The sequence below is a fragment of the Brevibacillus parabrevis genome, assembly GCF_003710905.1.
In the GTDB taxonomy this organism is placed as follows: domain Bacteria; phylum Bacillota; class Bacilli; order Brevibacillales; family Brevibacillaceae; genus Brevibacillus; species Brevibacillus parabrevis.
In genome coordinates this window covers 59,290-79,827 of the sequence record NZ_RHHV01000008.1, presented here as the reverse complement: position 1 = coordinate 79,827, position 20,538 = coordinate 59,290, and the positions used below count along the sequence as shown (strand labels likewise).

General features: G+C 53.7%; 22 protein-coding genes and 2 tRNA genes. 11 read left to right on the top strand and 13 right to left on the bottom strand.

Annotated features, from left to right (window positions below; genetic code table 11):
* Window positions 1-70: 70 nt before the first annotated feature.
* The 3 genes from EDM60_RS10005 to EDM60_RS09995 all read right to left on the bottom strand — a co-directional run bounded on the left by EDM60_RS10005 (window position 71) and on the right by EDM60_RS09995 (window position 2,574).
* Window positions 71-1,069, bottom strand: coding sequence for a PHP domain-containing protein (locus tag EDM60_RS10005; RefSeq protein WP_122964064.1), 999 nt, complete (start codon window positions 1,067-1,069; stop codon window positions 71-73).
* A 237-nt stretch (window positions 1,070-1,306) separates the two neighbouring features.
* On the bottom strand, window positions 1,307-1,783 hold the full coding sequence (locus EDM60_RS10000; RefSeq protein ID WP_122963850.1) for a dihydrofolate reductase: 477 nt from the start codon (window positions 1,781-1,783) through the stop codon (window positions 1,307-1,309).
* A complete protein-coding gene (locus EDM60_RS09995) occupies window positions 1,780-2,574 on the bottom strand; it encodes a thymidylate synthase (RefSeq protein WP_122963849.1) in 795 nt (264 codons plus the stop codon). Before EDM60_RS09995 ends, EDM60_RS10000 begins: the two co-directional genes overlap by 4 nt.
* Before the next feature lie 155 nt (window positions 2,575-2,729).
* On the opposite strand from EDM60_RS09995, the gene pdxR (EDM60_RS09990) reads away from it, so the two are divergent.
* Both pdxR (EDM60_RS09990) and EDM60_RS09985 read left to right on the top strand, forming a co-directional pair.
* Complete coding sequence (gene pdxR, locus EDM60_RS09990) at window positions 2,730-4,163, top strand: MocR-like pyridoxine biosynthesis transcription factor PdxR (RefSeq protein WP_122963848.1); 1,434 nt, start codon at window positions 2,730-2,732, stop codon at window positions 4,161-4,163.
* An 88-nt stretch (window positions 4,164-4,251) separates the two neighbouring features.
* Window positions 4,252-4,449 carry a hypothetical protein gene (locus EDM60_RS09985; protein WP_063227951.1) on the top strand — a complete coding sequence of 66 codons (198 nt, stop codon included), beginning with the start codon at window positions 4,252-4,254 and terminating at the stop codon, window positions 4,447-4,449.
* Between the two features lie 147 nt (window positions 4,450-4,596).
* On the opposite strand, the gene EDM60_RS09980 is transcribed toward EDM60_RS09985, so the two are convergent.
* On the bottom strand, window positions 4,597-4,800 hold the full coding sequence (locus EDM60_RS09980; RefSeq protein ID WP_063227950.1) for a cold-shock protein: 204 nt from the start codon (window positions 4,798-4,800) through the stop codon (window positions 4,597-4,599).
* A 131-nt stretch (window positions 4,801-4,931) separates the two neighbouring features.
* Here EDM60_RS09980 and EDM60_RS09975 point away from each other — a divergent pair, with 131 nt between their 5' ends.
* Window positions 4,932-5,390 (top strand): hypothetical protein, encoded by a 459-nt coding sequence (locus EDM60_RS09975; protein WP_122963847.1) that lies wholly within the window; start codon window positions 4,932-4,934, stop codon window positions 5,388-5,390.
* 189 nt (window positions 5,391-5,579) lie between these two features.
* On the top strand, window positions 5,580-7,043 hold the full coding sequence (gene putP, locus EDM60_RS09970) for a sodium/proline symporter PutP (RefSeq protein WP_167470273.1): 1,464 nt from the start codon (window positions 5,580-5,582) through the stop codon (window positions 7,041-7,043).
* 6 nt (window positions 7,044-7,049) lie between these two features.
* Here putP and EDM60_RS29405 read toward each other — a convergent pair whose 3' ends face one another.
* Complete coding sequence (locus EDM60_RS29405; protein WP_267901891.1) at window positions 7,050-7,175, bottom strand: hypothetical protein; 126 nt, start codon at window positions 7,173-7,175, stop codon at window positions 7,050-7,052.
* A gap of 9 nt (window positions 7,176-7,184) precedes the next feature.
* Window positions 7,185-8,606, bottom strand: a complete 1,422-nt coding sequence (gene pdxR / locus EDM60_RS09965) for a MocR-like pyridoxine biosynthesis transcription factor PdxR (RefSeq protein WP_122963845.1) — start codon at window positions 8,604-8,606, stop codon at window positions 7,185-7,187.
* 114 nt (window positions 8,607-8,720) lie between these two features.
* Here pdxR (EDM60_RS09965) and EDM60_RS09960 point away from each other — a divergent pair, with 114 nt between their 5' ends.
* Window positions 8,721-9,299, top strand: coding sequence for a GNAT family N-acetyltransferase (locus tag EDM60_RS09960; protein ID WP_122963844.1), 579 nt, complete (start codon window positions 8,721-8,723; stop codon window positions 9,297-9,299).
* A gap of 141 nt (window positions 9,300-9,440) precedes the next feature.
* Here EDM60_RS09960 and EDM60_RS09955 read toward each other — a convergent pair whose 3' ends face one another.
* Both EDM60_RS09955 and EDM60_RS09950 read right to left on the bottom strand, forming a co-directional pair.
* Window positions 9,441-11,408, bottom strand: a complete 1,968-nt coding sequence (locus EDM60_RS09955) for a dynamin family protein (RefSeq protein ID WP_122963843.1) — start codon at window positions 11,406-11,408, stop codon at window positions 9,441-9,443.
* Window positions 11,405-13,054 carry a dynamin family protein gene (locus tag EDM60_RS09950; protein ID WP_373926274.1) on the bottom strand — a complete coding sequence of 550 codons (1,650 nt, stop codon included), beginning with the start codon at window positions 13,052-13,054 and terminating at the stop codon, window positions 11,405-11,407. Before EDM60_RS09950 ends, EDM60_RS09955 begins: the two co-directional genes overlap by 4 nt.
* A gap of 197 nt (window positions 13,055-13,251) precedes the next feature.
* Here EDM60_RS09950 and EDM60_RS09945 point away from each other — a divergent pair, with 197 nt between their 5' ends.
* From EDM60_RS09945 to EDM60_RS28525, 4 genes are read left to right on the top strand one after another with little or no spacing between them, the layout of a single operon-like run.
* Window positions 13,252-14,826: a spore germination protein gene (locus tag EDM60_RS09945; protein ID WP_122963841.1), complete on the top strand. Its 1,575-nt coding sequence runs from the start codon at window positions 13,252-13,254 to the stop codon at window positions 14,824-14,826.
* Window positions 14,823-15,929 (top strand): GerAB/ArcD/ProY family transporter, encoded by a 1,107-nt coding sequence (locus EDM60_RS09940; RefSeq protein ID WP_122963840.1) that lies wholly within the window; start codon window positions 14,823-14,825, stop codon window positions 15,927-15,929. The genes EDM60_RS09945 and EDM60_RS09940 overlap by 4 nt, the downstream gene beginning before the upstream one ends.
* Complete coding sequence (locus tag EDM60_RS09935; RefSeq protein WP_122963839.1) at window positions 15,922-17,154, top strand: Ger(x)C family spore germination protein; 1,233 nt, start codon at window positions 15,922-15,924, stop codon at window positions 17,152-17,154. Before EDM60_RS09940 ends, EDM60_RS09935 begins: the two co-directional genes overlap by 8 nt.
* Window positions 17,151-17,312, top strand: a complete 162-nt coding sequence (locus tag EDM60_RS28525; protein ID WP_167470270.1) for a hypothetical protein — start codon at window positions 17,151-17,153, stop codon at window positions 17,310-17,312. The genes EDM60_RS09935 and EDM60_RS28525 overlap by 4 nt, the downstream gene beginning before the upstream one ends.
* 92 nt (window positions 17,313-17,404) lie before the next feature.
* Here EDM60_RS28525 and EDM60_RS09930 read toward each other — a convergent pair whose 3' ends face one another.
* The 5 genes from EDM60_RS09930 to EDM60_RS09910 all read right to left on the bottom strand — a co-directional run bounded on the left by EDM60_RS09930 (window position 17,405) and on the right by EDM60_RS09910 (window position 19,519).
* Complete coding sequence (locus EDM60_RS09930; protein WP_122963838.1) at window positions 17,405-17,926, bottom strand: type 1 glutamine amidotransferase domain-containing protein; 522 nt, start codon at window positions 17,924-17,926, stop codon at window positions 17,405-17,407.
* 337 nt (window positions 17,927-18,263) lie between these two features.
* Window positions 18,264-18,346 (bottom strand) — tRNA-Leu (locus EDM60_RS09925).
* A 16-nt stretch (window positions 18,347-18,362) separates the two neighbouring features.
* Window positions 18,363-18,439 (bottom strand) — tRNA-Pro (locus tag EDM60_RS09920).
* Window positions 18,440-18,583: 144 nt separating this feature from the next.
* Complete coding sequence (locus EDM60_RS29400; protein ID WP_267901875.1) at window positions 18,584-18,715, bottom strand: hypothetical protein; 132 nt, start codon at window positions 18,713-18,715, stop codon at window positions 18,584-18,586.
* A 246-nt stretch (window positions 18,716-18,961) separates the two neighbouring features.
* Entirely contained in the window at window positions 18,962-19,519 is a 558-nt protein-coding gene (locus EDM60_RS09910; RefSeq protein WP_122963837.1) for a hypothetical protein, read from the bottom strand.
* Between the two features lie 138 nt (window positions 19,520-19,657).
* On the opposite strand from EDM60_RS09910, the gene EDM60_RS09905 reads away from it, so the two are divergent.
* Both EDM60_RS09905 and fosB read left to right on the top strand, forming a co-directional pair.
* Window positions 19,658-19,882, top strand: coding sequence for a hypothetical protein (locus EDM60_RS09905; RefSeq protein WP_007722024.1), 225 nt, complete (start codon window positions 19,658-19,660; stop codon window positions 19,880-19,882).
* Between the two features lie 172 nt (window positions 19,883-20,054).
* Entirely contained in the window at window positions 20,055-20,480 is a 426-nt protein-coding gene (gene fosB / locus EDM60_RS09900) for a metallothiol transferase FosB (RefSeq protein WP_122964063.1), read from the top strand.
* Window positions 20,481-20,538: the final 58 nt, after the last annotated feature.

Here is a 20,538-nt window from a genome sequence, read left to right as displayed (position 1 = left end):
CTCCCGCTGGATGCATATTTATACGCTTGTCTCTATCATAGCAAAAAAGCGCACCTAGCGGGGAAGTCTGCTATTCAATCTCCATCAGGCTCCTTTTTCTGTCAGCAAAAACGGCTAAGCTGGCATATCCTGCGCGCCTCAGCTGCATTCGCGCTTCCGCGAGGTGCTGCCCGACCTGATCAGGAGCTGTCGCATGGGAGGACAGCGTAATCGGCACTTCATGCTGCGCCAATATTTGCAAAAAGCGATAGCTCGGAGAAAACTCCCGCTGCGTCTGTCCGCGCACGCACGCTGTGTTCAGTTCGGTTGCCGTATCCATCCGCCGCAATGCCCGAGCGATCCGCTGATAGTACGGCAACAGCGTCATTTCATCCGCTTTCGGGCCAAACGCCCTGACCCCGTCCAGATGCGTCAAAACATCGAACAGGCCACTGTCAATCGCCTGCTCCACCACATCAAAATAACGCACGAACCATCCCGGTGATGCATGCACTTCCAGCTGCTCCTGGAGATTGCGAACGAGATAGCCTTTTCCGCCGGGGAAATGGACGGCTCCCATGCATACGTCCCACGGATATTTTTCGATCACCTCGCGCAGCTCGCCTTCCCCGCCCGGAAAATAATCAAGCTCGATCCCGATGCGAAGCGCCACCCCATCTTCCGCCCACCGCTCGCGCTCCTCTGCAAGAAACGCCACATAAGCTGGCAAAGAGTCGTTCGCCATCTGTCCAAGCCACTGCCGCTGCGCTTTGCCTAAACGGTCGTGCCCCACATGAATAAATTGCTCATAATAAGGACGAAAATCGGCAAAGCGATACAAATGCTCGACGACACACACTTGCGAGATGCCAGCTTGTTTCGCCCGCGCCCGGTACAAATCCAGCCACTCCCTGGAATAAGGCCCTCTTTGGAGCCTGTGGGCAAGCCCCTTGACCAGCTCGTGTGCCCAGCCCCTGCTTCCGCTCTCTTGCTTTTCGTCCAGAAGCGGCCGCAGTGCGCACGCTTGCCCGACCAGCCAGTCCAGCGAATACGGTCCCTCTTCCAGATGCACATGAAAGTCGACTTTCATCCCATCCCCCCTGCGGTTTGTCCAACCGTTTTCTACTGTTTGTATGCGCGAAACCGCCGGGATATGTATGAAGGCTCTGTGTCGTTCCTCCCAGGCTACGAGCCGCTTGTCCGGGACTTTTCGATCTGGATACAACAAAACGGTCACATCCAATTTCATGAAAAACGCCGAGACGTTTTGCACAAAAAAAGCCCCCTGATGTTCAGGAGGCAGTTTGCCCGGTTTCAACGGGAAGGACTAACCATTTTTGCGTTCATACACGTAAAACGTATGCGGGTAGGCATTCTTTTCATCGACAACACCTTCGCGCTTGTCCACAAGCACAAACGCGTCTTTGTCCCACGCAGGGAAAAACGTGTCGCCCTCTGTTTCCAGCTCGATTTCGGTAATGTACATGCGATCTACCACGTCCAGGAACTGCCCGTAAATGTTGGCGCCGCCAAAAATGATGACGTCGCCCAGAGCGAGCACTTCTTCCTTCGTATGGACGACATCGACACCTTCCGGATGAAAGTCGCGGCTTCTCGTCAGCACGACATTTCGTCTGTTCGGCAGCGGTCTGCCGATCGATTCGAACGTCTTGCGGCCCATCACAATCGTGTTCCCTGTCGTGATTTCCTTGACGTTTTTCAAATCGGCGGGCAGGCTCCACGGCATGTCGCCATCTTTGCCGATCACCTGATTTTTCGCGTAGGCCACAATCAGACTGATCATACAGCCACCTCGCCTTTGATGTGCGGATGGGCCTCGTAATCGACGATTTCAATGTCGTCATACGTGAAGTCAAAAATGGACGTCACTTCTGGATTAAGCTTCAGCTTAGGCAACGGCTTCGGCTCGCGAGTGAGTTGCAGCTTCACTTGTTCGATATGGTTTGTATACAAGTGCGCGTCTCCCAGCGTGTGAACGAAGTCGCCCACCCCAAGTCCGGTCACATGGGCAACCATATGCGTCAAAAGCGCATAGGAAGCGATGTTGAACGGCACCCCCAAAAACGTGTCGGCACTGCGCTGGTACAACTGGCACGACAGCTTGCCGTCTGCCACATAAAACTGGAACAGCAAATGACACGGCGGCAAGGCCATCTCCGCGAGATCAGCCGGATTCCACGCACTGACGATCAGGCGTCTTGAGTCGGGATTTTTTTTGATTTCGTCGATCACCCACTGGATTTGGTCGACCGTCTTGCCGTCGCGCCCGACAAAAGAACGCCACTGCTTTCCGTAGACGGGTCCCAAGTCGCCGTTTTCATCTGCCCACTCATTCCAGATCCGCACCCCATTTTCCTGCAGGTAGCGAACATTCGTGTCTCCGGCCAAAAACCACAGCAACTCGTGAATGATCGATTTCATATGTAGTTTTTTCGTCGTGACCAGCGGGAAGCCCTCGCTCAGGTCAAAACGCATCTGGTGTCCAAAAATGCTAATCGTTCCTGTGCCTGTCCGATCCTCTTTCGTCACGCCTTCTGTCAAAATGCGCTGGCACAAGTCTAAATATTGTTTCATCCCCACCACTCCTTCCGTTCTCTATACTAAACAAAGCTGCTCGAAAAGGAAAGCCTTCCATTGCGTGGTATAATAGGCTGGATGATTTTGGTTTTGGAACCGTTTGGAAACCTTTTGAAAACCGGAAACGACCACGTACAGAAAGCAGGATTGGCATGGATGACAAGACAGCAGGGCCAAAAAACAAGCCTTTATATAAACAAATTGCCGAACAGATCGAGCAGCGCATCAGCAGCGGCGAGTTCGGCCCGGGCAGCAGTCTGCCCTCGGAGCGCTCACTGGCAAAAGAACTCGGGGTCAACCGTTCGACGATCGTCGCCGTCTATGATGAATTGCAGGCCGCCGGGATCGTAGAGCGCAAGCAAGGGAGTGGAACACTCGTCAGTCAGGACATCTGGGGGCTGGCTCGCACGCGTGTGCCGAACTGGCGGCATTTGACGGAAACCGGGTCGTTCAGGCCCAATTTGCCGCTGATCCGCAAAATCCGCAGGGAGACGCAGGAAAATGAACTGATCGATCTGGCGAGCGGCGAGCTTTCGCCTGACCTCGTTCCCCGCCACACGCTGTCGCACTTGATCAGCCCGGACGATTTTCCCGATCACCTCGGCTATGAGCATCCGCAGGGCAACTGGTCGCTGCGCGAAACGCTCGGCAAACACATGAAAGAATGGCGAAACATCGAAGCGCCTGCCACGTCGATCATGATTACATCGGGAGCGCAGCAAGCCCTCCACCTCGTCGTGCAATGCCTGCTCAAGCCAGGTGACGCCGTGGCGATCGAGGCGCCATCGTATTGTCACTCCCTGCCGTTGTTTCATTCAGCAGGACTGCGCACCTTTTCGCTGCCCGTAGAGCAAAACGGCATCGATCCGAACCATTTGGCTGAACTGCATCGCAAGCACCGGATCAAAATGGTGTTTCTCAACCCGAACTTTCAAAATCCGACAGGCACTTTGCTGTCGCTGGCCCGGCGGCAACAGCTGCTCGCTTTTTCCGCCGAAAACGGCATCCCGATCATCGAGGACGATCCGTACAGCTTGACTTCGTTTTCCAAAGAGCCGATCCCTACCCTCAAATCGTTGGATAAACACGGCACGGTTTTGTATATCAGCTCGCTGACCAAAATCGTCGCTTCCGGCTTGCGCATCGGCTGGATCGTCGGGCCGCAGACGGTTATCGAGCGGCTGGCGGATGCGAAGCAGCAGTTTGATTTTGGACACAGCATTTTCCCGCAGTGGCTGGCGGACCGTTTTTTGGCTTCGCCTGACTTTGCCCAGCACGTCGATCGGTTGCGCACCCAACTGGCTTTGCGCCACGATCAGCTGCTGTTTTCCCTAGAGGACAAGTTCGGCGAGCAAGTCGCCATGGCAGGTGCACAAGGCGGCATTCATCTGTGGTGCCGCTTTGCCGGAACATGGAGTGAGCAGCAGCTTTTGACGGAAGCGGTCAAGCGCGGCGTGGTCTTCGTACCCGGCCACTTGTTCGGAGCAGAGCCGGGCCACGTACGCTTTACTTTTGGCAGAGCTTCCCTTGCGCAAATTCCTGCTGCTGTGGAACGGTTTGCGGAAGCTTTTGCCGCAAGTGGATGAGCAAAAAAACAGCCAAGTGGATGGCCCCTTTTTTTGACGGACGGTATATGATCAAAGCAGAGTGATACAGAAAGGACGATTGACCGTCATGAGTATTTATCCCTTTATTATTGCCGTCATCATCCTCGTGGTCATCGCTTTTGTCGCCACGTTCCTGATCGGTTTGAAACCGACGGAAGGCAAGCAACTGAGCTTCAAGCAACGTTCGCGCAACCTTTTGCTCATATACGGATGTATTACGTCGATGCTTGTCATTGCTTTGGCTGTATTTCTATACAATGTATAAGTCTGACAACGCCAATCTGTTGCGAATGGAATCGAATGGATGATCAACAAAGACGCCGTCTGCCCTGGCTGGGTATGACGGCGTCCAGAATGGAAAGATGACGGCTTAGGTCATCTGCTGTTTGTAAGTGACTGAAAAAGTTGTGCCCTAGCTTTTGCGCGCTACGTTGGCTGCTTGCAATCCTCGCTGCCCATTCACAATCTCGAAGACAACCTGCTCGCCTTCCTCCAAATTCCGGTAGCCTGTGCCGGTGATCGCTGAATAGTGCACGAACACGTCAGGTCCTCCATCCCGCTCAATGAAACCGTATCCTTTTTCCTTGCTGAACCATTTCACTTTCCCTTGAATCATTGCGTTTCCTCCCTGTAATCAGTGCAGCTCTTACGCTTACCTCATCATATGCGGATGCGCCGAAAGTGGATATACAGTAAAATAAATAAAGTACGCTATAAGAGCGCGTGAAAGGAGTGGAGCAACACTATATGAAAAAAGCATGGATCATTGGCTGCGCGCTGATGCTTACAGCATGCTCGGAAATTTCCGAAGGGGTGCAGACGGCACAGCAGGCAGTAGAGACAGGCAAGCAAGCGATTGAAGTCGGCAAACAAGCCGTGGAAGCAGGGAAGCAACTGGCAGAATCGGAAGTTGCCCAGCAATTGCAAACGTACCTCCAGCAAAAGTACGAATCGTCTGAGTCGCTGCGCAATGCGATGTTCAGCGGCGACGGTCAGCTGCTTGTCGACGAGTTGCAAAAGACCGAACTCGCTACCTTCAGCTTTTACAAATCCGACACGTTCGGAGTGGAATACACAGGCAAGCTTGCCGCAAACGGATCGTTTCAGGTGCTGAAGCACGACCTGAACAATCCAAGTGCAGAGCCTACCGTCGTGAAGGAGTTTAAAGTCAGTCTCGACAGCAATGGACAAATTCAAGTCCAATAAAAAAGTAAATAATTAGCAAACGAACCTGCGATAGCGATATCGCGGGTTTTTTAGTTCAATTAAAAACTTTTTATTGCTTCTCTACACAATTTTCTGTGTTTTGTTCTAGATTTTCATATCTGGGCATGATAATGTGTAAGACGTTACTATAATTTTTATAAATATACAACACAACAAGAGGTGCTATCCATGAATATGCTGCTCGCGTCCATTATTGTGTACATGCTAGGCATGCTGCTCATCGGCTACTATGCCTACAAGCGTACCTCCAATCTGACTGACTACATGCTCGGCGGTCGGTCACTCGGCCCAACCGTCACCGCCCTGAGCGCGGGAGCCTCCGACATGAGCGGCTGGCTGATGATGGGCTTGCCCGGTGCGATGTTCGCCTCTGGTTTAAGCGCATCGTGGATTGCCATCGGACTGACTCTCGGTGCGTATGCAAACTGGCTGTATGTAGCGCCGCGCCTGCGAACGTACACAGAGGTAGCCAACAACTCCATCACGATTCCGGCCTACCTGGAAAACCGCTTCGGGGATAGCTCCCGCATGCTGCGTCTCGTCTCTGCTCTCGTCATCATGGTCTTTTTTACGTTTTACGTCTCGTCCGGTCTCGTTTCTGGCGGCGTCCTGTTTGAAAATACGTTCCACATGGACTACCACACTGGTTTGTGGATTGTCGGCCTCGTTACCATCGCGTACACGCTGTTTGGCGGCTTCCTCGCCGTAAGCTGGACCGATGCCGTGCAAGGACTGATCATGGTCATCGCGCTCATCCTCGTTCCGCTGGTGACGATTTTGACCGTTGGCGGTGTGGGTGAAACTTTTACAACGATCCAGGCGGTGGACCCGTCCCTGCTTGATATTTTCAAAGGGACAAGCTTGCTCGGCATCATCTCCCTGTTCGCCTGGGGGCTTGGTTACTTCGGGCAGCCGCACATCATCGTCCGCTTTATGGCGATTACTTCTACAAAAGAAATCAAGAAAGCGCGTTCAATCGGAATGGGCTGGATGATCTTCTCGGTTGCCGGAGCCATGCTGACGGGTCTGATCGGTATCGCCCTGTACTCGAAACAAGGCTGGACGATTGCCGACCCTGAGACGATCTTCATTCAGCTCGGCACCGTGTTGTTCCACCCGATTATCACCGGATTCTTGCTCGCTGCGATTTTGGCTGCGATCATGAGTACGATTTCGTCCCAGTTGCTCGTGACGTCCAGCTCACTGACAGAAGACATTTTCAAGACGTTTCTCAAACGCTCTGCAAGCGACAAGGAGCTTGTGACCGTTGGCCGCCTCTCCGTCCTGCTCGTCGCTGTCATCGCCTTTTTGCTCGCATTGGACAAAAATGACACGATTCTCGATCTCGTCGGTTACGCTTGGGCCGGATTCGGCGCTTCGTTCGGCCCTGTAATCCTGCTCTCCCTGTACTGGAAACGGATGAACAAGTGGGGCGCACTCTCCGGCATGATCGCCGGCGCCTTGACCGTGATCATCTGGACGCGTTTCGATGTGCTGAAAGACTTCCTGTACGAAATGGTTCCAGGCTTTGCGATGAGCCTGCTTGCCATCGTGATCGTCAGCAAGCTGACCAGCTCTCCATCCAAAGCAGTAACGGATCAGTTCGATCAGTACAAAAAAGTAACGGAATAAGCTGGACTAGTGAATGAAAGAAACGCCCGAGCCTTGCCGATTGTGCAAGTGCTTGGGCGTTTTGCTGTCGCGAGCGCAGCCTGCGCTTGCTTTTCCGCTTCCCATCGTGATGATTCCTGATTCTCCGGGCACAATCGCCCGCTACGCGTCCGGCCACGCTTTTGCCAGCAGGCGAATCCCTTCCCGTATATCGTCCTCCTCCATCCCGCCAAAGCCGACGATGATGCGCGGCAGCTCCATGTCCGGGGCCGTCATCCAGTTGCGCCCGCTCGAATACACGCGGATTCCCGCTTCCCAAGCCGCTGCGATCAGCTCTGCCTCGCACTGCTTCGTATGTACCGCAAGCAAAATGTGCAGCCCGGCAGAATGGCCGAGCACCGTGACGGTAGGTGGCATATAGTCGCGGATCGCTTGCAGCAGGATCGCATGCTTGCGCTGATAGATCGTGCGCATTTTCCGCACATGCTTCTCCCAGTGCCCTTTTTGCATGAACAGCTGCATCGTCCGTTGCAGGTGGCGCGACACCACAGCGGGATAGGCTTGAAACGATTGCAAATAGCGCTCAAGCAGTTCCGCTGGCAGCACCATATAGTCCATTCGCAGAGCCGGGGAGAACGCTTTGGAAAAATTGCCGACATAAACGACGCGCCCCTCCCGATCCAGTCCTTGCAAGGAGGGCGTCGGCTGCACATTATAGCGAAATTCTCCATCGTAGTCGTTTTCGATGATGATCCCGTTTGTGCGCTCCGCCCATTGCAACAGCCGCTGCCGCTGCGCAATCGGCATGACCATTCCGTACGGATACTGGTGCGAAGGTGTCGTATAGACAACCGTTGCCCCGCTCTGCGCAAGGCATTGGATAGATAGCCCGTCAGCGTCCAGCGGAATCGGAACTACCTCATACCCGTGCTGCGAAAACACAATCCGCGCATCGGCATAGCCGGGTTCTTCTACCGCGATCACGCGATGCCGATCCGCAAGCAACAGGCACAAGAAGCTGAGCGATTGCTGCAATCCCGTTCCGATCCATATTTGCTCAGGCGTACAAGCGAGCGTGCGCGCCCTGCGCAAATAGCTCGCCAGTTGTTCCCGCAGCTCCCACTCCCCCTGATCGTCTCCGTAAAAAGCGAAATCGTCCGGATAGCGGTCCAGTGCTTCCAGCATGCACGACCGCCAGGCTGCATACGGAAAATGCTTCGTATCCACGACGGAGCCGTGAAAATTAAAGCGGCAGCTCAAATGATCGCCCTTTTTCTTTTTCAGGCTCCATGCTTTTTGCCGAATGTCCGCCCCTCCCTGCTCCGGCTCCCCCCACACTTCCACCTGTGCGGCAAAAAAACCGCTGCGCTCCCGGCTCGTCAAATAACCTTCGGCAAGCAGCTGCTGATAGGCGGCTTCTACCGTATTTTTCGCTACACCGCTCGCCTCTGCCATCTGGCGGATCGATGGCATCCGCGTGCCCGCCGCAATCTCGCCCGACACGATTTGCTTGCTGATTTGCCTGTACAACTGCCGATAGAGCGGCTCACTGGCATCGTTATGTAAAGTGGGCGTAAACTCCATGTGCTTCGCCTCCTTTTTGTCCCTATTAAAAACACGCACTCTGTCCCTATGTATGCAGAACATTTTCCCGTACAGTAATGGTAACAGATTGTTCAAGCAGAGAGGAGAAAAATCATGCACGTCCATTTGCAAGGAAAAAAAGTTTTGTTGCGCGACATCCGCCATGAGGATATCGATACGCTCTACTACTGGAACTACGAAGCGAAAGACCGGGAGCATCTCAACTGGAACGGCCCGTACAAGCCGCTCGATCCAATGACGCTGGACGAGTACCGCACCCTGCCTCGCCGCGCGGAATCACTCGCGCTGGCCGGCACAGATGCTCCGCGCACACAGCTGATCATCGAGATCGACGGAGAGCTGCGCGGCAGCGTCGGCCGATATTGGGTATCCCAGGAGACGAACTGGTTTGAAATCGGCATTGTCATTTACGATTCGCGCTACTGGTCAAATGGCTACGGGCAGGAAGCGTTCGCGATGTGGATGGATTACTTGTTCACCCATATGGATACGGTGCGGCTGGGAATCGGCACCTGGTCGGGCAATGAGCGCATGATCAAGCTCGCCGCTCGACTCGGCATGCAGGAAGAAGCCAGAGTGCGAAAAGCGCGGATCGTTCGCGGCGAATACTACGATGCGATCAAAATGGGCATTTTGCGCGAGGAATGGGAGCAGCTTGCGCGGAAACAATAGCCACATCGCCAAAAGAAGGCAGGCTGCGCCCCCCATGCTCAGGCGCAGCCAACAACAAAAGGCAGTCACGCCCGTCATTTGCCTGACGAGAGCGCGAACTGCCTTTTGTCTTTTGCCTTATCCTTTTGACTTGATGAGGTGTTAGGAAAGCTCTGCCGCTACGCGATCTACTTTCGCTCCCAGCTCGTCCAGATCGACCGTCATATCCAGCGCGGCGAACAATCCTGTGAAGTATTCGTTGATTTGCTCGACTACCCGGTTGCGCTCCGTGGTGACAAGCTCGTTGAACAAAGCCGTAAACTGCTGATTCAGCTGTTCGCTTCCGGTCGCCACGTAAGCCGTTACAGGCTCCTGCATGCGCTTTTCCAGTTCTTCGCGCAGCTTCAGCTTGCCGTCCAGTTCGAAAAAGTCTTTCGTGTTTTTGAACAGTCCGAGCGCTGGCTGGAATGCCCCTTCCGCTACAGGCAATTCCTCGGCAAAATTCAACGTCTCTACCTGGCGCTGCTGGTACGGCGCCAGTGTCAAGCCTGCCGCGAAAGCATGCACATCTTTTTGCCAAGCGGAAACGAGTGCTGTTCCCTGCTTGCTCAAAAACTTCTCCAGGCGCAGCGTGGTCGCACGCAGCTCCTGCGCCAGGTCGTAGCTGATCGAGCGCAACAGATCGGTCATGCAGCCTTGGAGGGCTTGCTTCATGTTGCGTCCGTCTTCTTTCAGGACAGCCGGGTTGAACGCCACATTGAACAACTCGTTAAAACGGAAGAACAGCCGTTGCTTGACGTAGTAGAGCAGCTCTTCCCGTTCTTTTGCCAAGTCGCGCTCGTACGAAGCAGTCGCCAGCGCGGAAACAGCAGCCAGTGCCCCGGATTGGGCCTTGCTCGCCGCTTCTTTGCGCGCGAGGCGCTCGTCTTCGCCAGATTGAGCCATGCGCATGAACTCGTTCAGCGTGTCGAAAGCGCGGCGAATTTCGCCTGTCGCTGCGTTCACGGCAATTTGCGTCAGTTCCTCGATAGTGAAACGCAAGAACTCTGCCTCAAACGAAGCCATGCCGGACAGCTTGAACGCTTCGTCTGCTGCCATAAGCGGCTCGCCTTCTGCTGTTTGCGTGCGTTGACGGTATACTTTTTCCGCCGAGGCAGCCAGCTTGCCTTTTTCGTGCATGCGCGCCAACAGCGCGGTCTGGCTGGATACCGGATAAATGCGCGGCAAACGGATGCCACAAGTGAGCAAGTTTTTCTCTACGTGCGTAATCACGCCCTGCAACTCTTCCTGGGAAGCGGCGAGATCGGCTGCATTGACGATGAAGAACATCTTGTCCATCTCGAAGGTGTCCTTGACCCGGCCCATTTGCAGCAAAAATTCGCGGTCTGCCTGGGAAAACGCATGGTTGTAATAAGTGACGAACAGAACAGCGTCCGCGTTTTTCATGTATTCAAACGCCACGCCCGTATGGCGGGCATTGATCGAATCCGCCCCAGGCGTATCGACCAGCACGATGCCCTGGTCAGTCAGCGGGCAGGAATAAAACAGCTCGATGTATTCGGCGAAGCAAGCTTTTTCTTCTTTGGCAACAAAGCCTTTGAACGCCTGCATGTCGACAATCAGCTCTCCGCCCAGGTGAGCATTCATCTCGCCCAGCCCTTTTGTGACGGCTTTCAGGAACGTATAGTGCGGCTTCGCTGTCGGCGGAATTTGCGCCACATCGATCTTGTCCAGCTCGGCCAAAGCGCTTTCCAGACTGGAAGCGTGCAATCCGAAAACAGCGAGCGAGCGCAGCACATCCTGCTCGATCGCTTCCCTGCTTTTCAGCACCACGCGGACTGTGCCGTGCGGATGCTCCTCACTCGGCGGCATGATTTTGTTGATCGCTGCCGTAGTCGGATTCGGGGATACAGGCAGGACGAGATCGCCCATCAAGGCATTGGCAAAAGAAGATTTACCCGCGCTGAACGCGCCGAACAGCGCAACAGTGAAGCGGTTCGCTGTCAGACGGTCTGCGCGATCCAGCATCGCCTGCGCCTGTGCTTGCATCCCTGGTACGGAAACGATTTCGTGACTCGCGCGCCGCAGACGTTCTGCTGCTGCAACTAATTTGTCTCGTAGCTGATTCATGATTCTTGTTCTCCTTCACGCATGATTGCCTGCAATCGCTCTCTTATGTTTTCCTCGCTTGCAGTAAAGCTGGCCAACTGCCCGTGCACCGCGGCCATCTCGCGCAGCACGTCGAGACGCTCCTGCTGCGAAGCGCTCTCCGCCTGCATGTTGGTCGCAAGGCGCGCGATGACTTCCTCGATGAACGCAAGGCCAGCGCGTCTGTACTCCAGTTTGATCGCGCTTGCGACATCTGTACAGTAGTTCATCACATATTCGCGGGAAGCCGCTCCATCCTTGATGTGCTTGGCAAGAAACTCGCCCGTAATCACAATCTCGGTCGCATGGACGCGTGCGTGGTAATCTTCGTCGCGCAGCTCGTACGCTTGCAATTGTTTGCTCATCAATTCCTTGAAATGGAAGTCGAGATTGCCCGCCACCTTTTCGCGGAACTCGGCCAGAAGTGCTTCCTCGCGGCGCTGACGCTCTTCCTCCGTCTTTTTCCCTGCGAACAAAAAGCCCATTTTGAAGCCTGGCTTGCGGCTTTCCAGGTAGCTTGCCGCTGCTTCGCTCGTGCTGTAGTAGGTCAAGCGGGCGTTGTCGAGCAAAACACCCAACTCTTTTTCCATCTGGGCACGCGCTTCTGCCGCACGGTTGCCGAGCGACTGCATGATCGCCTGCGCCTGTTCAAGCGCAGCGGCGACAGCATGTGCATCGCGGCTGTCTACATCCGCCACATTCAGGCTGTCCAGCTTGTTCTCAAGCTCCTGGCGCGTTTGCGCATGGCTTGCCTTCACTGCCTGCACGTGCTCCTCGATCAGATGCTCGGCGGCACTGCGCACGCTTTTTGCTACCAGTTCTTCGCGTCCGGCAATCAGCGAGAGCAGCTTTTGCTTCAGCTCCACGTACTGATTTTCCGGGTGGTCAGGCTCAGCCAGGGACGTGTAAAAAATGCCGTCCGGATGAATGTTCCAGGTCGCAAACGCTTCCTCCACACTTTCCTTGTAGCTCTCGAAATCAAGCTCAAAGTCAATGTGCTTGTCGATCATGTTCACGACCAGATACACTGGTTTGCCGCGGTCTTTCAACGTTTTCGTAAAATTGAAGTTCTCTTCTGCCTGGACGTGGTTGTAATCCATCATGTAAATGACCACATCTGCAAGGTGCAGCGCGGATTCCGTAGCGATTTTGTGCGCGGCGTCCGTCGAGTCGATCCCCGGGGTATCGAGCAGGCTGGAGTGTTCGTCGAGCAGCGTTCCGGGATAGGAAACTTCCACCGATTCAACGGTATCCCCATCGACCGCAAACTGCTTGAGCTTCTCCATCTCCGTATCCGGATCAAACGTCACGACATCGCCGTTCATTGTATAGACGCGAGCGGCTTTTTCGCCCCCGCGGATCTTCACTACATTGGCGCTGGTCGGTATGGGATTGGACGGCAGCAGGCTGACGCCCAGAAGCGTATTGATCATCGTGGACTTTCCTGCGGAGAAGTGTCCGCAAAAAGCGATGTTCAACTCTGCTCTCCTTGTTTTTTCAGCCAACTGTCTCAGTTTGGCAGGGGTTGTCGCATCTCCCTGCTCCCCCATCAACTGCGCAAGCTGCTCCCATGTAAGCGCGAGTCTTGAAAAGTCTGTATCCCGAACCAAAACTTGACTGTCAAGCACTACTATTCCACCCTTCTCCGTCATTCCTACTCTCTCTACTACTCTCTATTCTACCATGCCGAATGTATCATACCTCATAGGGTTGTTCAATTCTTTGTGCGAAAGTTTGTCGTGGAACTTTCATCCGCATAATTTCCCTCTGTTCTGGAAAAAATCGCACTAACATGCTATTCGCATTTTGAACGGGAGGGAATTCCATGATGCGAAAATTTTTCGCCCAGCGACGCAAAAAGAAAACCTCTCCCTTTTCCCAGCACATGCAACAGCGGCAAACGCCTGAATTAACGCTCTCTCCCAACCTTGCGGATAACTTGGAGCTGTTCCGTACTTTATTGGGCAACCCCCACGATTTGCTGATCCGCACGTTTCTCATCGGCAATACAAACCATACGTGCGCGGTCATTGCCCTTGACGGATTAGCGGATTCGGATATGCTGCATAACCAAGTCCTGGGGCACATCCAGTTGATGATCTCCACCTCGGAAAAATCGGTTCCCCCTGAACCTGACGAGATCATCCAGCTCCTTTTTGAAGAAGTATTGTCCGTTGTCGAGATCAAAAAAGAAACATCGCTTACCGCAGCCCTCGACTGTATTTTGTCCGGAGACACAGCCCTGTTTGTCGATGGTTCCAGCGAGCTGATCCTCATCGACAGCAAAGGCTGGAAAACCCGCGGCATCGAAGAGCCAGTCTCCGAGGGACTCGTTCGCGGCCCACGGGACGGCTTCACGGAAAGCATCCGCGATAATACCGTGCGCATCCGCAGACGGGTAAAAGACCCCAATCTGCGCTTTGAAAGTTCATGGGTAGGGACACGCAGCAAAACCGAGCTGATCATCGCCTATATAGATGACATCGTCGATCACGAAATGCTGGACGAGGTCAGACGGCGGATTGCCACGATTGACATTGACGAAGTCGAGGAATCCGGTTTTATCGAACAGTGGATCGAGGACGATTTTCTCTCGCCCTTCCCGCAGGCTCACAACACCGAACGGCCGGACAAGGTCAGCGCTTCGCTGTTTCAAGGACGCGTAGCGATCCTGCTCGACGGTACGCCGATGGTGTTGATCCTCCCTGTCACAATTGGCCTGCTTCTGCACTCGCCGGAGGATTACTACGAACGCTGGATCGTCGGTACACTGACACGGCTTTTACGCTATCTGGCCGCTTTTTTCGCGGTGTTTTCCCCATCGTTGTATATCGCACTTGTGACGTTTCACCCGGGCTTGATCCCGTCCGATCTCGCCTTCTCGATTGCCGCCACGCGAGACGGTGTTCCGTTTCCCGCCTTCATTGAATCGCTCATGATGATCACGACCATGGAGTTGCTTCAGGAAGCCGGGCTGCGCCTGCCCAAGCCGATCGGACAAACCGTCGGGATCGTCGGCGGTTTGGTCATCGGAGATGCAGCCGTATCCGCCGGGATTGTAAGCCCGGTCATGGTCATCGTCGTCGCGCTAACAGCCATCTCCTCTTTTGCGATCCCGTCCTTTCAGTTGGCGATCGCTTTTCGCATGATCCGGTTTTTCGCCATGTTTGGCGCGGCCATCTTCGGAATATACGGGGTCATTTTGAGCTTGATCGCCATCATGATCCACCTGTCGAATTTGACGAGCATCGGCTATCCGTACCTGGCTCCGCTTGCGCCGCAAATGCCCAGGGACTGGAAAGATTTGATCTTGCGCGCACCTGTGACCTTCTTGAAAGAGCGGCCGCAAGCCCTGCATCCAGAAGATGAAATTCGCATGAGAACAGGGGATTCCAAATGAGTGCACAAACCTTGTCGGAAAAAATGATTAGCAAAAATCATATGGGCATCAACATCGCCTCGGTTACAGTCGGGGTGGGCATCCTCACTTTTCCCCGCGCCCTGGCAAAAGCAACGAGCGGGTTCGACGGCTTGATTTCTGTCGTGATCAGCGGGCTTGTCGCTTTATTGATCGGGTGGTTGCTGGCGAAGCTGGCGGCACGCTTTCCCCGGCAAACGTTTTTTGACTACACCGCTATCATCGCGAGCAAACCTGTCGCCTATGCGCTGACCTTGCTCGTCTGTCTGTACACGATGCTGTTTGTGTCGTTTGAAATCCGCGCGATCGGAAATATCGCCAAGCAGTATTTGTTTTACAGTACGCCCGTCGAGATGATTACCCTCAGCTTTTTGTTGATCGTACAATACGCCGTGGCTGGATCGCGTATCGCCATGCTGCGGCTGAACCTGCTTTTTCTGCCCGTTGTCCTCGTCGTGATCTTTTTCGTTCTGGTGTTCACCACGCAACTGTTGGAAATCGAAAACATCCGGCCTTATTTTTCTTCAAGCTGGAAATCACTTCTGGAAGGCTCCAAAGCGGTCGGGCTTTCTTACTCCGGCTTTGAAATCATCCTGTTCTATACGATGTTGATGAGAAATCCAGAGGAAGGACCTAAAGCAATGCTTCTGGGGCTGTTCATCCCCGTCTCCCTTTACGTCACCATCTACATTTTTGTCATCGGGGTCTTTTCCGCCGAGGTCGCCAAAAATCTGACCTATCCGACCATTGACCTCGCGAAGGAAGTAGAAATTCCCGGCGGTTTTTTTGAACGGGTAGAGTCCATGTTTTTCACGATCTGGATCATGACCATTTTCAACACGTGCGTCATGTGGCTCGACATCACCATTCTCAATCTGACCTCCATGTTTCGCAAAGTGAAAAAGATGGTCTGGATTTTGGCCCTGTCGCCGATCATTTACTTCGTGGCGATGTTGCCGCAAAACCTGGTCGACTTCTTCGCTTTTGCGGACGCCATCACGTATTTCGGCATGATCATCGTCTATTTATGTCCGATCTGTCTGCTCCTGATCGCCATCATGCGCGGGGTGAAGGGGCATGAATAAGCGCTTTGCCTTGCCGACCATCCTCGTCATCGTCTCGGCTCTGCTCGCCGGGTGCTGGGATCAGGTGCAAATCGAGGAGCGCGGCTTTGTCGTCGGAATTGCGATTGATGCGCCCCGGACAAAAGAAGTGGAAAAACGGGCGGCCAAAGAGGCACCGCGAAAACCGAAAGTGAAGCAACGCTTTCTCGTCACCCATCAGCTCGTCATCCCCGGAGGATTGATCGCGGGTAGCCAGGGAGGCGGCGGCGGGCAAAACACGACGAACGAAGCGTTTTTGAACCTCACCTCAGAGGGTGACTCGCTCTTCGAAGTGTCCCGCGAGCTGGCTACGCGTACGAGCCGCGCTCCTTTTTACCAGCATCTGAAAGTGCTCGTCATCTCCGAAGAAGTGGCGCGTACTCCCAACGGCTTCGCCAACGCCATGGACTTTCTGCTGCGCGACCCGGATTCCAGACGGAGCGGCAAAGTGTTTATTGCCAACGGGTTAGCCAAAAGCATCATCGAGGTCAAGCCGAAAACAGAAAAGCTGCCCTCGCTCTACATCAATTCGATTGGCGAAAATATCGAAAAAAACGCGCGCATGCTCCCCGAGGTACGCATCGGCGATATTCATGAAGAATTGCTTAATCCGTTCAGCTTCGTCATCCCCCGAGTACGGGCGGAAAAAAATGAAATCAAGATGGCAGGAAGCGCCGTATTTTCCCTCTACAATCAGATGGTCGGCTTTCTCGGCGAGGAAGAGACGGAAGGCTTGAACTTTCTCACCGGGAGCATTGATGGAGGACTGTTGAAAGCCAAGGTAAAAGGCGATCTCGTCGTATTGAACATTCAAGGAACGAAGCATGAAATCGTGCAAGACTTGCGAGACAAGCAAAATTTCAAGTTCACCATCAAAATCGAATGCGAGGGCATTTTGGCGGAAGCCTACGCGCTCATGGATTTTCTCAGCAAAGAAGAGACGAAAAAGCTGGAACGCGCCTTCGCCAAGGAAATCGAGCGGATGTGTCTGGACACGCTGCAAAAGGTGCATAAGGAAATGAAAGTGGATGTCATCAAGCTGGGCAGCAATATCCGGCAAAAAGAATACTCGCTCTGGAAACAAATCCAGAAAGATTGGGAGAGCGGACAGCGCCTGTACGAAAAGAGCACGATCAAGGTCGAAGCAAAGGTGTATTTGCGCAATGTCGGCTCCATCAACCGTTCAGAGTTAGAGGAAGGAAGGTGACAGTTATGTTCAAATACTTCGGTTCTCTGCCTCCGTTTCTCACTTTCGGCGGAGCCTTGCTCGCTTTTTTGATTCCGTACCTGTTTTATGTCGCAAGCAACAAGCTGCACGAATGGGGCGATCCGCCCTGGAAAAAAGACAGAAAAACCAACTCGTGAAGAGCAAGCTGACGGACATAGAAAAGGCACACCCGCTTGATCGCTGCGGGTGTGCCTTTTCGTTCCACTCGTATATTCGGATTGCCTGCTTGCTACTGTGCGAGCAAATCGGCGAAAGCTTTGGCGTACGCTGGCAAATCTGGCGGACGACGGGAACCGACGATGTGTCCATCGACCACGACCTCTTCATCGATCCAAATCGCACCAGCGTTTTCCATGTCATCCTTGATGCCTGGCGTCGACGTTGTTTTCACTCCATGCAAAATTTTTGCCGAAGCGAGCACCCAACCTGCATGGCAGATGTGACCGATCGGCTTTTTCGCCTCGTGCATGGCACGGACAAACGCGAGCACCTCCGGATAACGCCGCAGCTTGTCCGGCGCCCAGCCGCCCGGAACGAGCACGCCGTCGTACTGCGAAGGATCAATCTCGCTCATCGCCTTGTCCGCTTCGCATGGCACACCGTATTTTCCGATGTAGACATGTCCCGCTTTCGGTCCAACCAGATGAACAGCCGCCCCTTCCTCGCGCAGCCGGAGCACCGGGTACCACAGTTCCAGATCTTCAAATTCGCTTTCCACAAAGCAGACTACTTGTTTTCCCGCAAGTCTCACGCGATCCGCCTCCTTTTCCTCTTTATTGTACGCTCTTTTCTAAGAAATTGTTGCTTTTAGAAAAGCCGTGAGTTGCTTGATATTTATAGTACCAAGCGAAGCGTGCATTCACGGTAAATGGAAATCCTATAGACTTCCTGATTTTCATTATAGAACACACGTTTCCACAACAGCAATAGCAACAAAATTTGCGAAAAGAGCCTTATTGTAAACAAACGAAAGAGCAATTGGAAAGGCTGCGAGCTGCAACGTCCCTTTTTCGGACAAAATGAAAAAGTGAGAAACAGGTCTACTCACTGTTTCCCACCTTATAACGAAAACCATATGTATAGATTGCTGGTGCCGGTAGAGGGACTTGAACCCCCACGGTTTCCCTCACGATTTTGAGTCGCGCGCGTCTGCCAATTCCGCCATACCGGCCTGTTCGTGTGTAAAATGGTCGGGAAGACAGGATTCGAACCTGCGACCCCTTGGTCCCAAGCCAAGTACTCTACCAAGCTGAGCTACTTCCCGATTTCCCACACGTTATTGCTCCTTCTATTCGACAAAATCCGATAGGAGTCGCAACACTTAGATATTTTACAGGCAAGTCGTCCCAAAATCAATACCGTTTTTTAAAAATGATCTGTCTGCCCGCTCCTTGTCCGTTTTTTGGCGCTAGATCGCTTCCGGTTCATCTGGACGCAAGGACGCGCTGAACAAGCAGCGCAAGTTTTCCCGCCTGCTTTTTTCGGATGTTTTTTGCGCAGCCAGTCCATATACAAATGCCGCGCCGCTTTGCAAAGCCACGCCTGAGCCTGCCGGGCAGCTTGAATCGAGAGGGAGAGCACGGGCACGGTGACAAGTCTCCTGCAATAACTCTTCGGCAATTTCGCGCAACCCGCACACCCCGATACAAATAACGATACAGTGGGTGCTGGTGCTCAGCGATCCATTCGCTCCATAATTGTGCCTTCATCTCCCACCTCCCTTTCATCCAAACGGAGTCAGTACGAAAATGTCACCACTTCTTTCCTGAAAATTTGCGATCGCTTCTCAGGCGCAGCATGCGCTCCTGCGTTTTGTTAGCGCCGTCCTCGCCCCAGGCCGCACCTTGCCCCTCACCCGCCGCCTGCATCCGCGCACACACGGCTTGCAGCAACCCGGCACGATTCTGAACAGTTGGTTTGGCAAATTGAATGGATAGTCCAAAGGATGACGCCCGACTACAATCCAGCGACCGTCCGGCAGCTTTTTCAACTGATACACGCGAAAAAAGCGGTCGCTCGGGTCAAACTGAAACCAGACTGCGATGGTCACGCACCTCGCACTCTTTTTCAACACCTGCGATTTGACGATTGGAGTCGCTCCGATCCCGTCTCCAACCGGAACGGCAAGCTGGCCGTTGATCCTTCTCAGATCGAGATTGCCGATCACGCGGTTTGCGAGGCAAGGCGTCATGAATCTCGTCAAGAACCGGCGAATTTTGCTGACGGAATTAAAGCGTTTGGGCAAAATGACGCCTCGATTGCCTACACGCTTGTGTGCTGAAAACACGATCGTCCAAAAAGCCTGCTCCGCTTGCCGGACAACCCCAACCCACTTTTTCTTCATCTCGCATTCCTCCCCTCCTACAAGGGTATGCAACCACCAGCGCAAACGGTTGGGCACATCCCCCATACATAATTGCGGGCAAACAGGAGAAAGTAGTACGGTGTGCCACATCAACCATCTGTTCAAGGAGGAACAAACATGCCAAGCCAAATCAACACAGACTCTCTGAAAAAAGCCGAAGTGGCGACCACTCTCGCGAAAAATATGATTACGCAAGCCATCGAGCAATCCGCTGCCAACCCGCAACTGGCCGAGGAAGCATTGAAGCAAGCTTCCCAGGAGATTGCCCAGGCGCAAACGATGGTGTCGCAAGTTCAATCCACGCTGCAAACGCAAGCCCAGGCGCAACAGAGCCAATCCTAGCCCTGGTGCTTGAACAGGCAAAACAGGCAGCCGCATGGTGCGGGATGCCTGTTTTTGCCGCTCGCTATTCGCCTGTCCTGTCCAGTTGTCCGATTGATCGTCGTTGGCACCCCGCTCCTTGTTACCGTAAAATAAAGGCAACTTATGTACAAAGGAGAAAGAGGCGATGGCTATGCAACCACTGGGCGGAATCAACCATTTTCTGTTTTCGGTAGCCGATTTGGAACGCTCCTTTTGCTTTTACCGTGACGTGCTCGGCGCCAAGCCGCTCGTCCGCGGCAGAAAGCTGGCCTATTTTGACTGGAACGGCTACTGGCTCGCTTTGAACGAAGAACCCGACATCCCCCGCAACGAGATTTCCTTGTCCTACACGCATCTGGCCTTTTCGCTTTCCGAAGCCGCTTTTGACGACTGGAAACGTCATCTGCAACAGCACGGCGTCCCCATTTTGCCGGGCCGGGAACGCGATGAACGGGACAAGCGCTCGCTTTATTTCACCGACCCCGACGGGCATAAGTTCGAGCTGCACACTGGAACGTTGCAGGATCGGCTCGCCTACTACCGCGAAGCTATGCCACACATGACTTTTTTCAATTGAAGCAGCCTGACTTACATAAACATTTCACAAATTCACAGTAGTTCCACAGTATCATTTC

Coding starts and splice junctions, on each gene's coding strand:
- EDM60_RS10005 (WP_122964064.1), bottom strand. CDS start 1,069: ATGAAAGTCGACTTTCATGTGCATCTGGAAGAGGGACCGTATTCGCTG.
- EDM60_RS10000 (WP_122963850.1), bottom strand. CDS start 1,783: ATGATCAGTCTGATTGTGGCCTACGCGAAAAATCAGGTGATCGGCAAA.
- EDM60_RS09995 (WP_122963849.1), bottom strand. CDS start 2,574: ATGAAACAATATTTAGACTTGTGCCAGCGCATTTTGACAGAAGGCGTG.
- pdxR (WP_122963848.1), top strand. CDS start 2,730: ATGGATGACAAGACAGCAGGGCCAAAAAACAAGCCTTTATATAAACAA.
- EDM60_RS09985 (WP_063227951.1), top strand. CDS start 4,252: ATGAGTATTTATCCCTTTATTATTGCCGTCATCATCCTCGTGGTCATC.
- EDM60_RS09980 (WP_063227950.1), bottom strand. CDS start 4,800: ATGATTCAAGGGAAAGTGAAATGGTTCAGCAAGGAAAAAGGATACGGT.
- EDM60_RS09975 (WP_122963847.1), top strand. CDS start 4,932: ATGAAAAAAGCATGGATCATTGGCTGCGCGCTGATGCTTACAGCATGC.
- putP (WP_167470273.1), top strand. CDS start 5,580: ATGAATATGCTGCTCGCGTCCATTATTGTGTACATGCTAGGCATGCTG.
- pdxR (WP_122963845.1), bottom strand. CDS start 8,606: ATGGAGTTTACGCCCACTTTACATAACGATGCCAGTGAGCCGCTCTAT.
- EDM60_RS09960 (WP_122963844.1), top strand. CDS start 8,721: ATGCACGTCCATTTGCAAGGAAAAAAAGTTTTGTTGCGCGACATCCGC.
- EDM60_RS09955 (WP_122963843.1), bottom strand. CDS start 11,408: ATGAATCAGCTACGAGACAAATTAGTTGCAGCAGCAGAACGTCTGCGG.
- EDM60_RS09945 (WP_122963841.1), top strand. CDS start 13,252: ATGATGCGAAAATTTTTCGCCCAGCGACGCAAAAAGAAAACCTCTCCC.
- EDM60_RS09940 (WP_122963840.1), top strand. CDS start 14,823: ATGAGTGCACAAACCTTGTCGGAAAAAATGATTAGCAAAAATCATATG.
- EDM60_RS09935 (WP_122963839.1), top strand. CDS start 15,922: ATGAATAAGCGCTTTGCCTTGCCGACCATCCTCGTCATCGTCTCGGCT.
- EDM60_RS09910 (WP_122963837.1), bottom strand. CDS start 19,519: ATGAAGAAAAAGTGGGTTGGGGTTGTCCGGCAAGCGGAGCAGGCTTTT.
- EDM60_RS09905 (WP_007722024.1), top strand. CDS start 19,658: ATGCCAAGCCAAATCAACACAGACTCTCTGAAAAAAGCCGAAGTGGCG.
- fosB (WP_122964063.1), top strand. CDS start 20,055: ATGCAACCACTGGGCGGAATCAACCATTTTCTGTTTTCGGTAGCCGAT.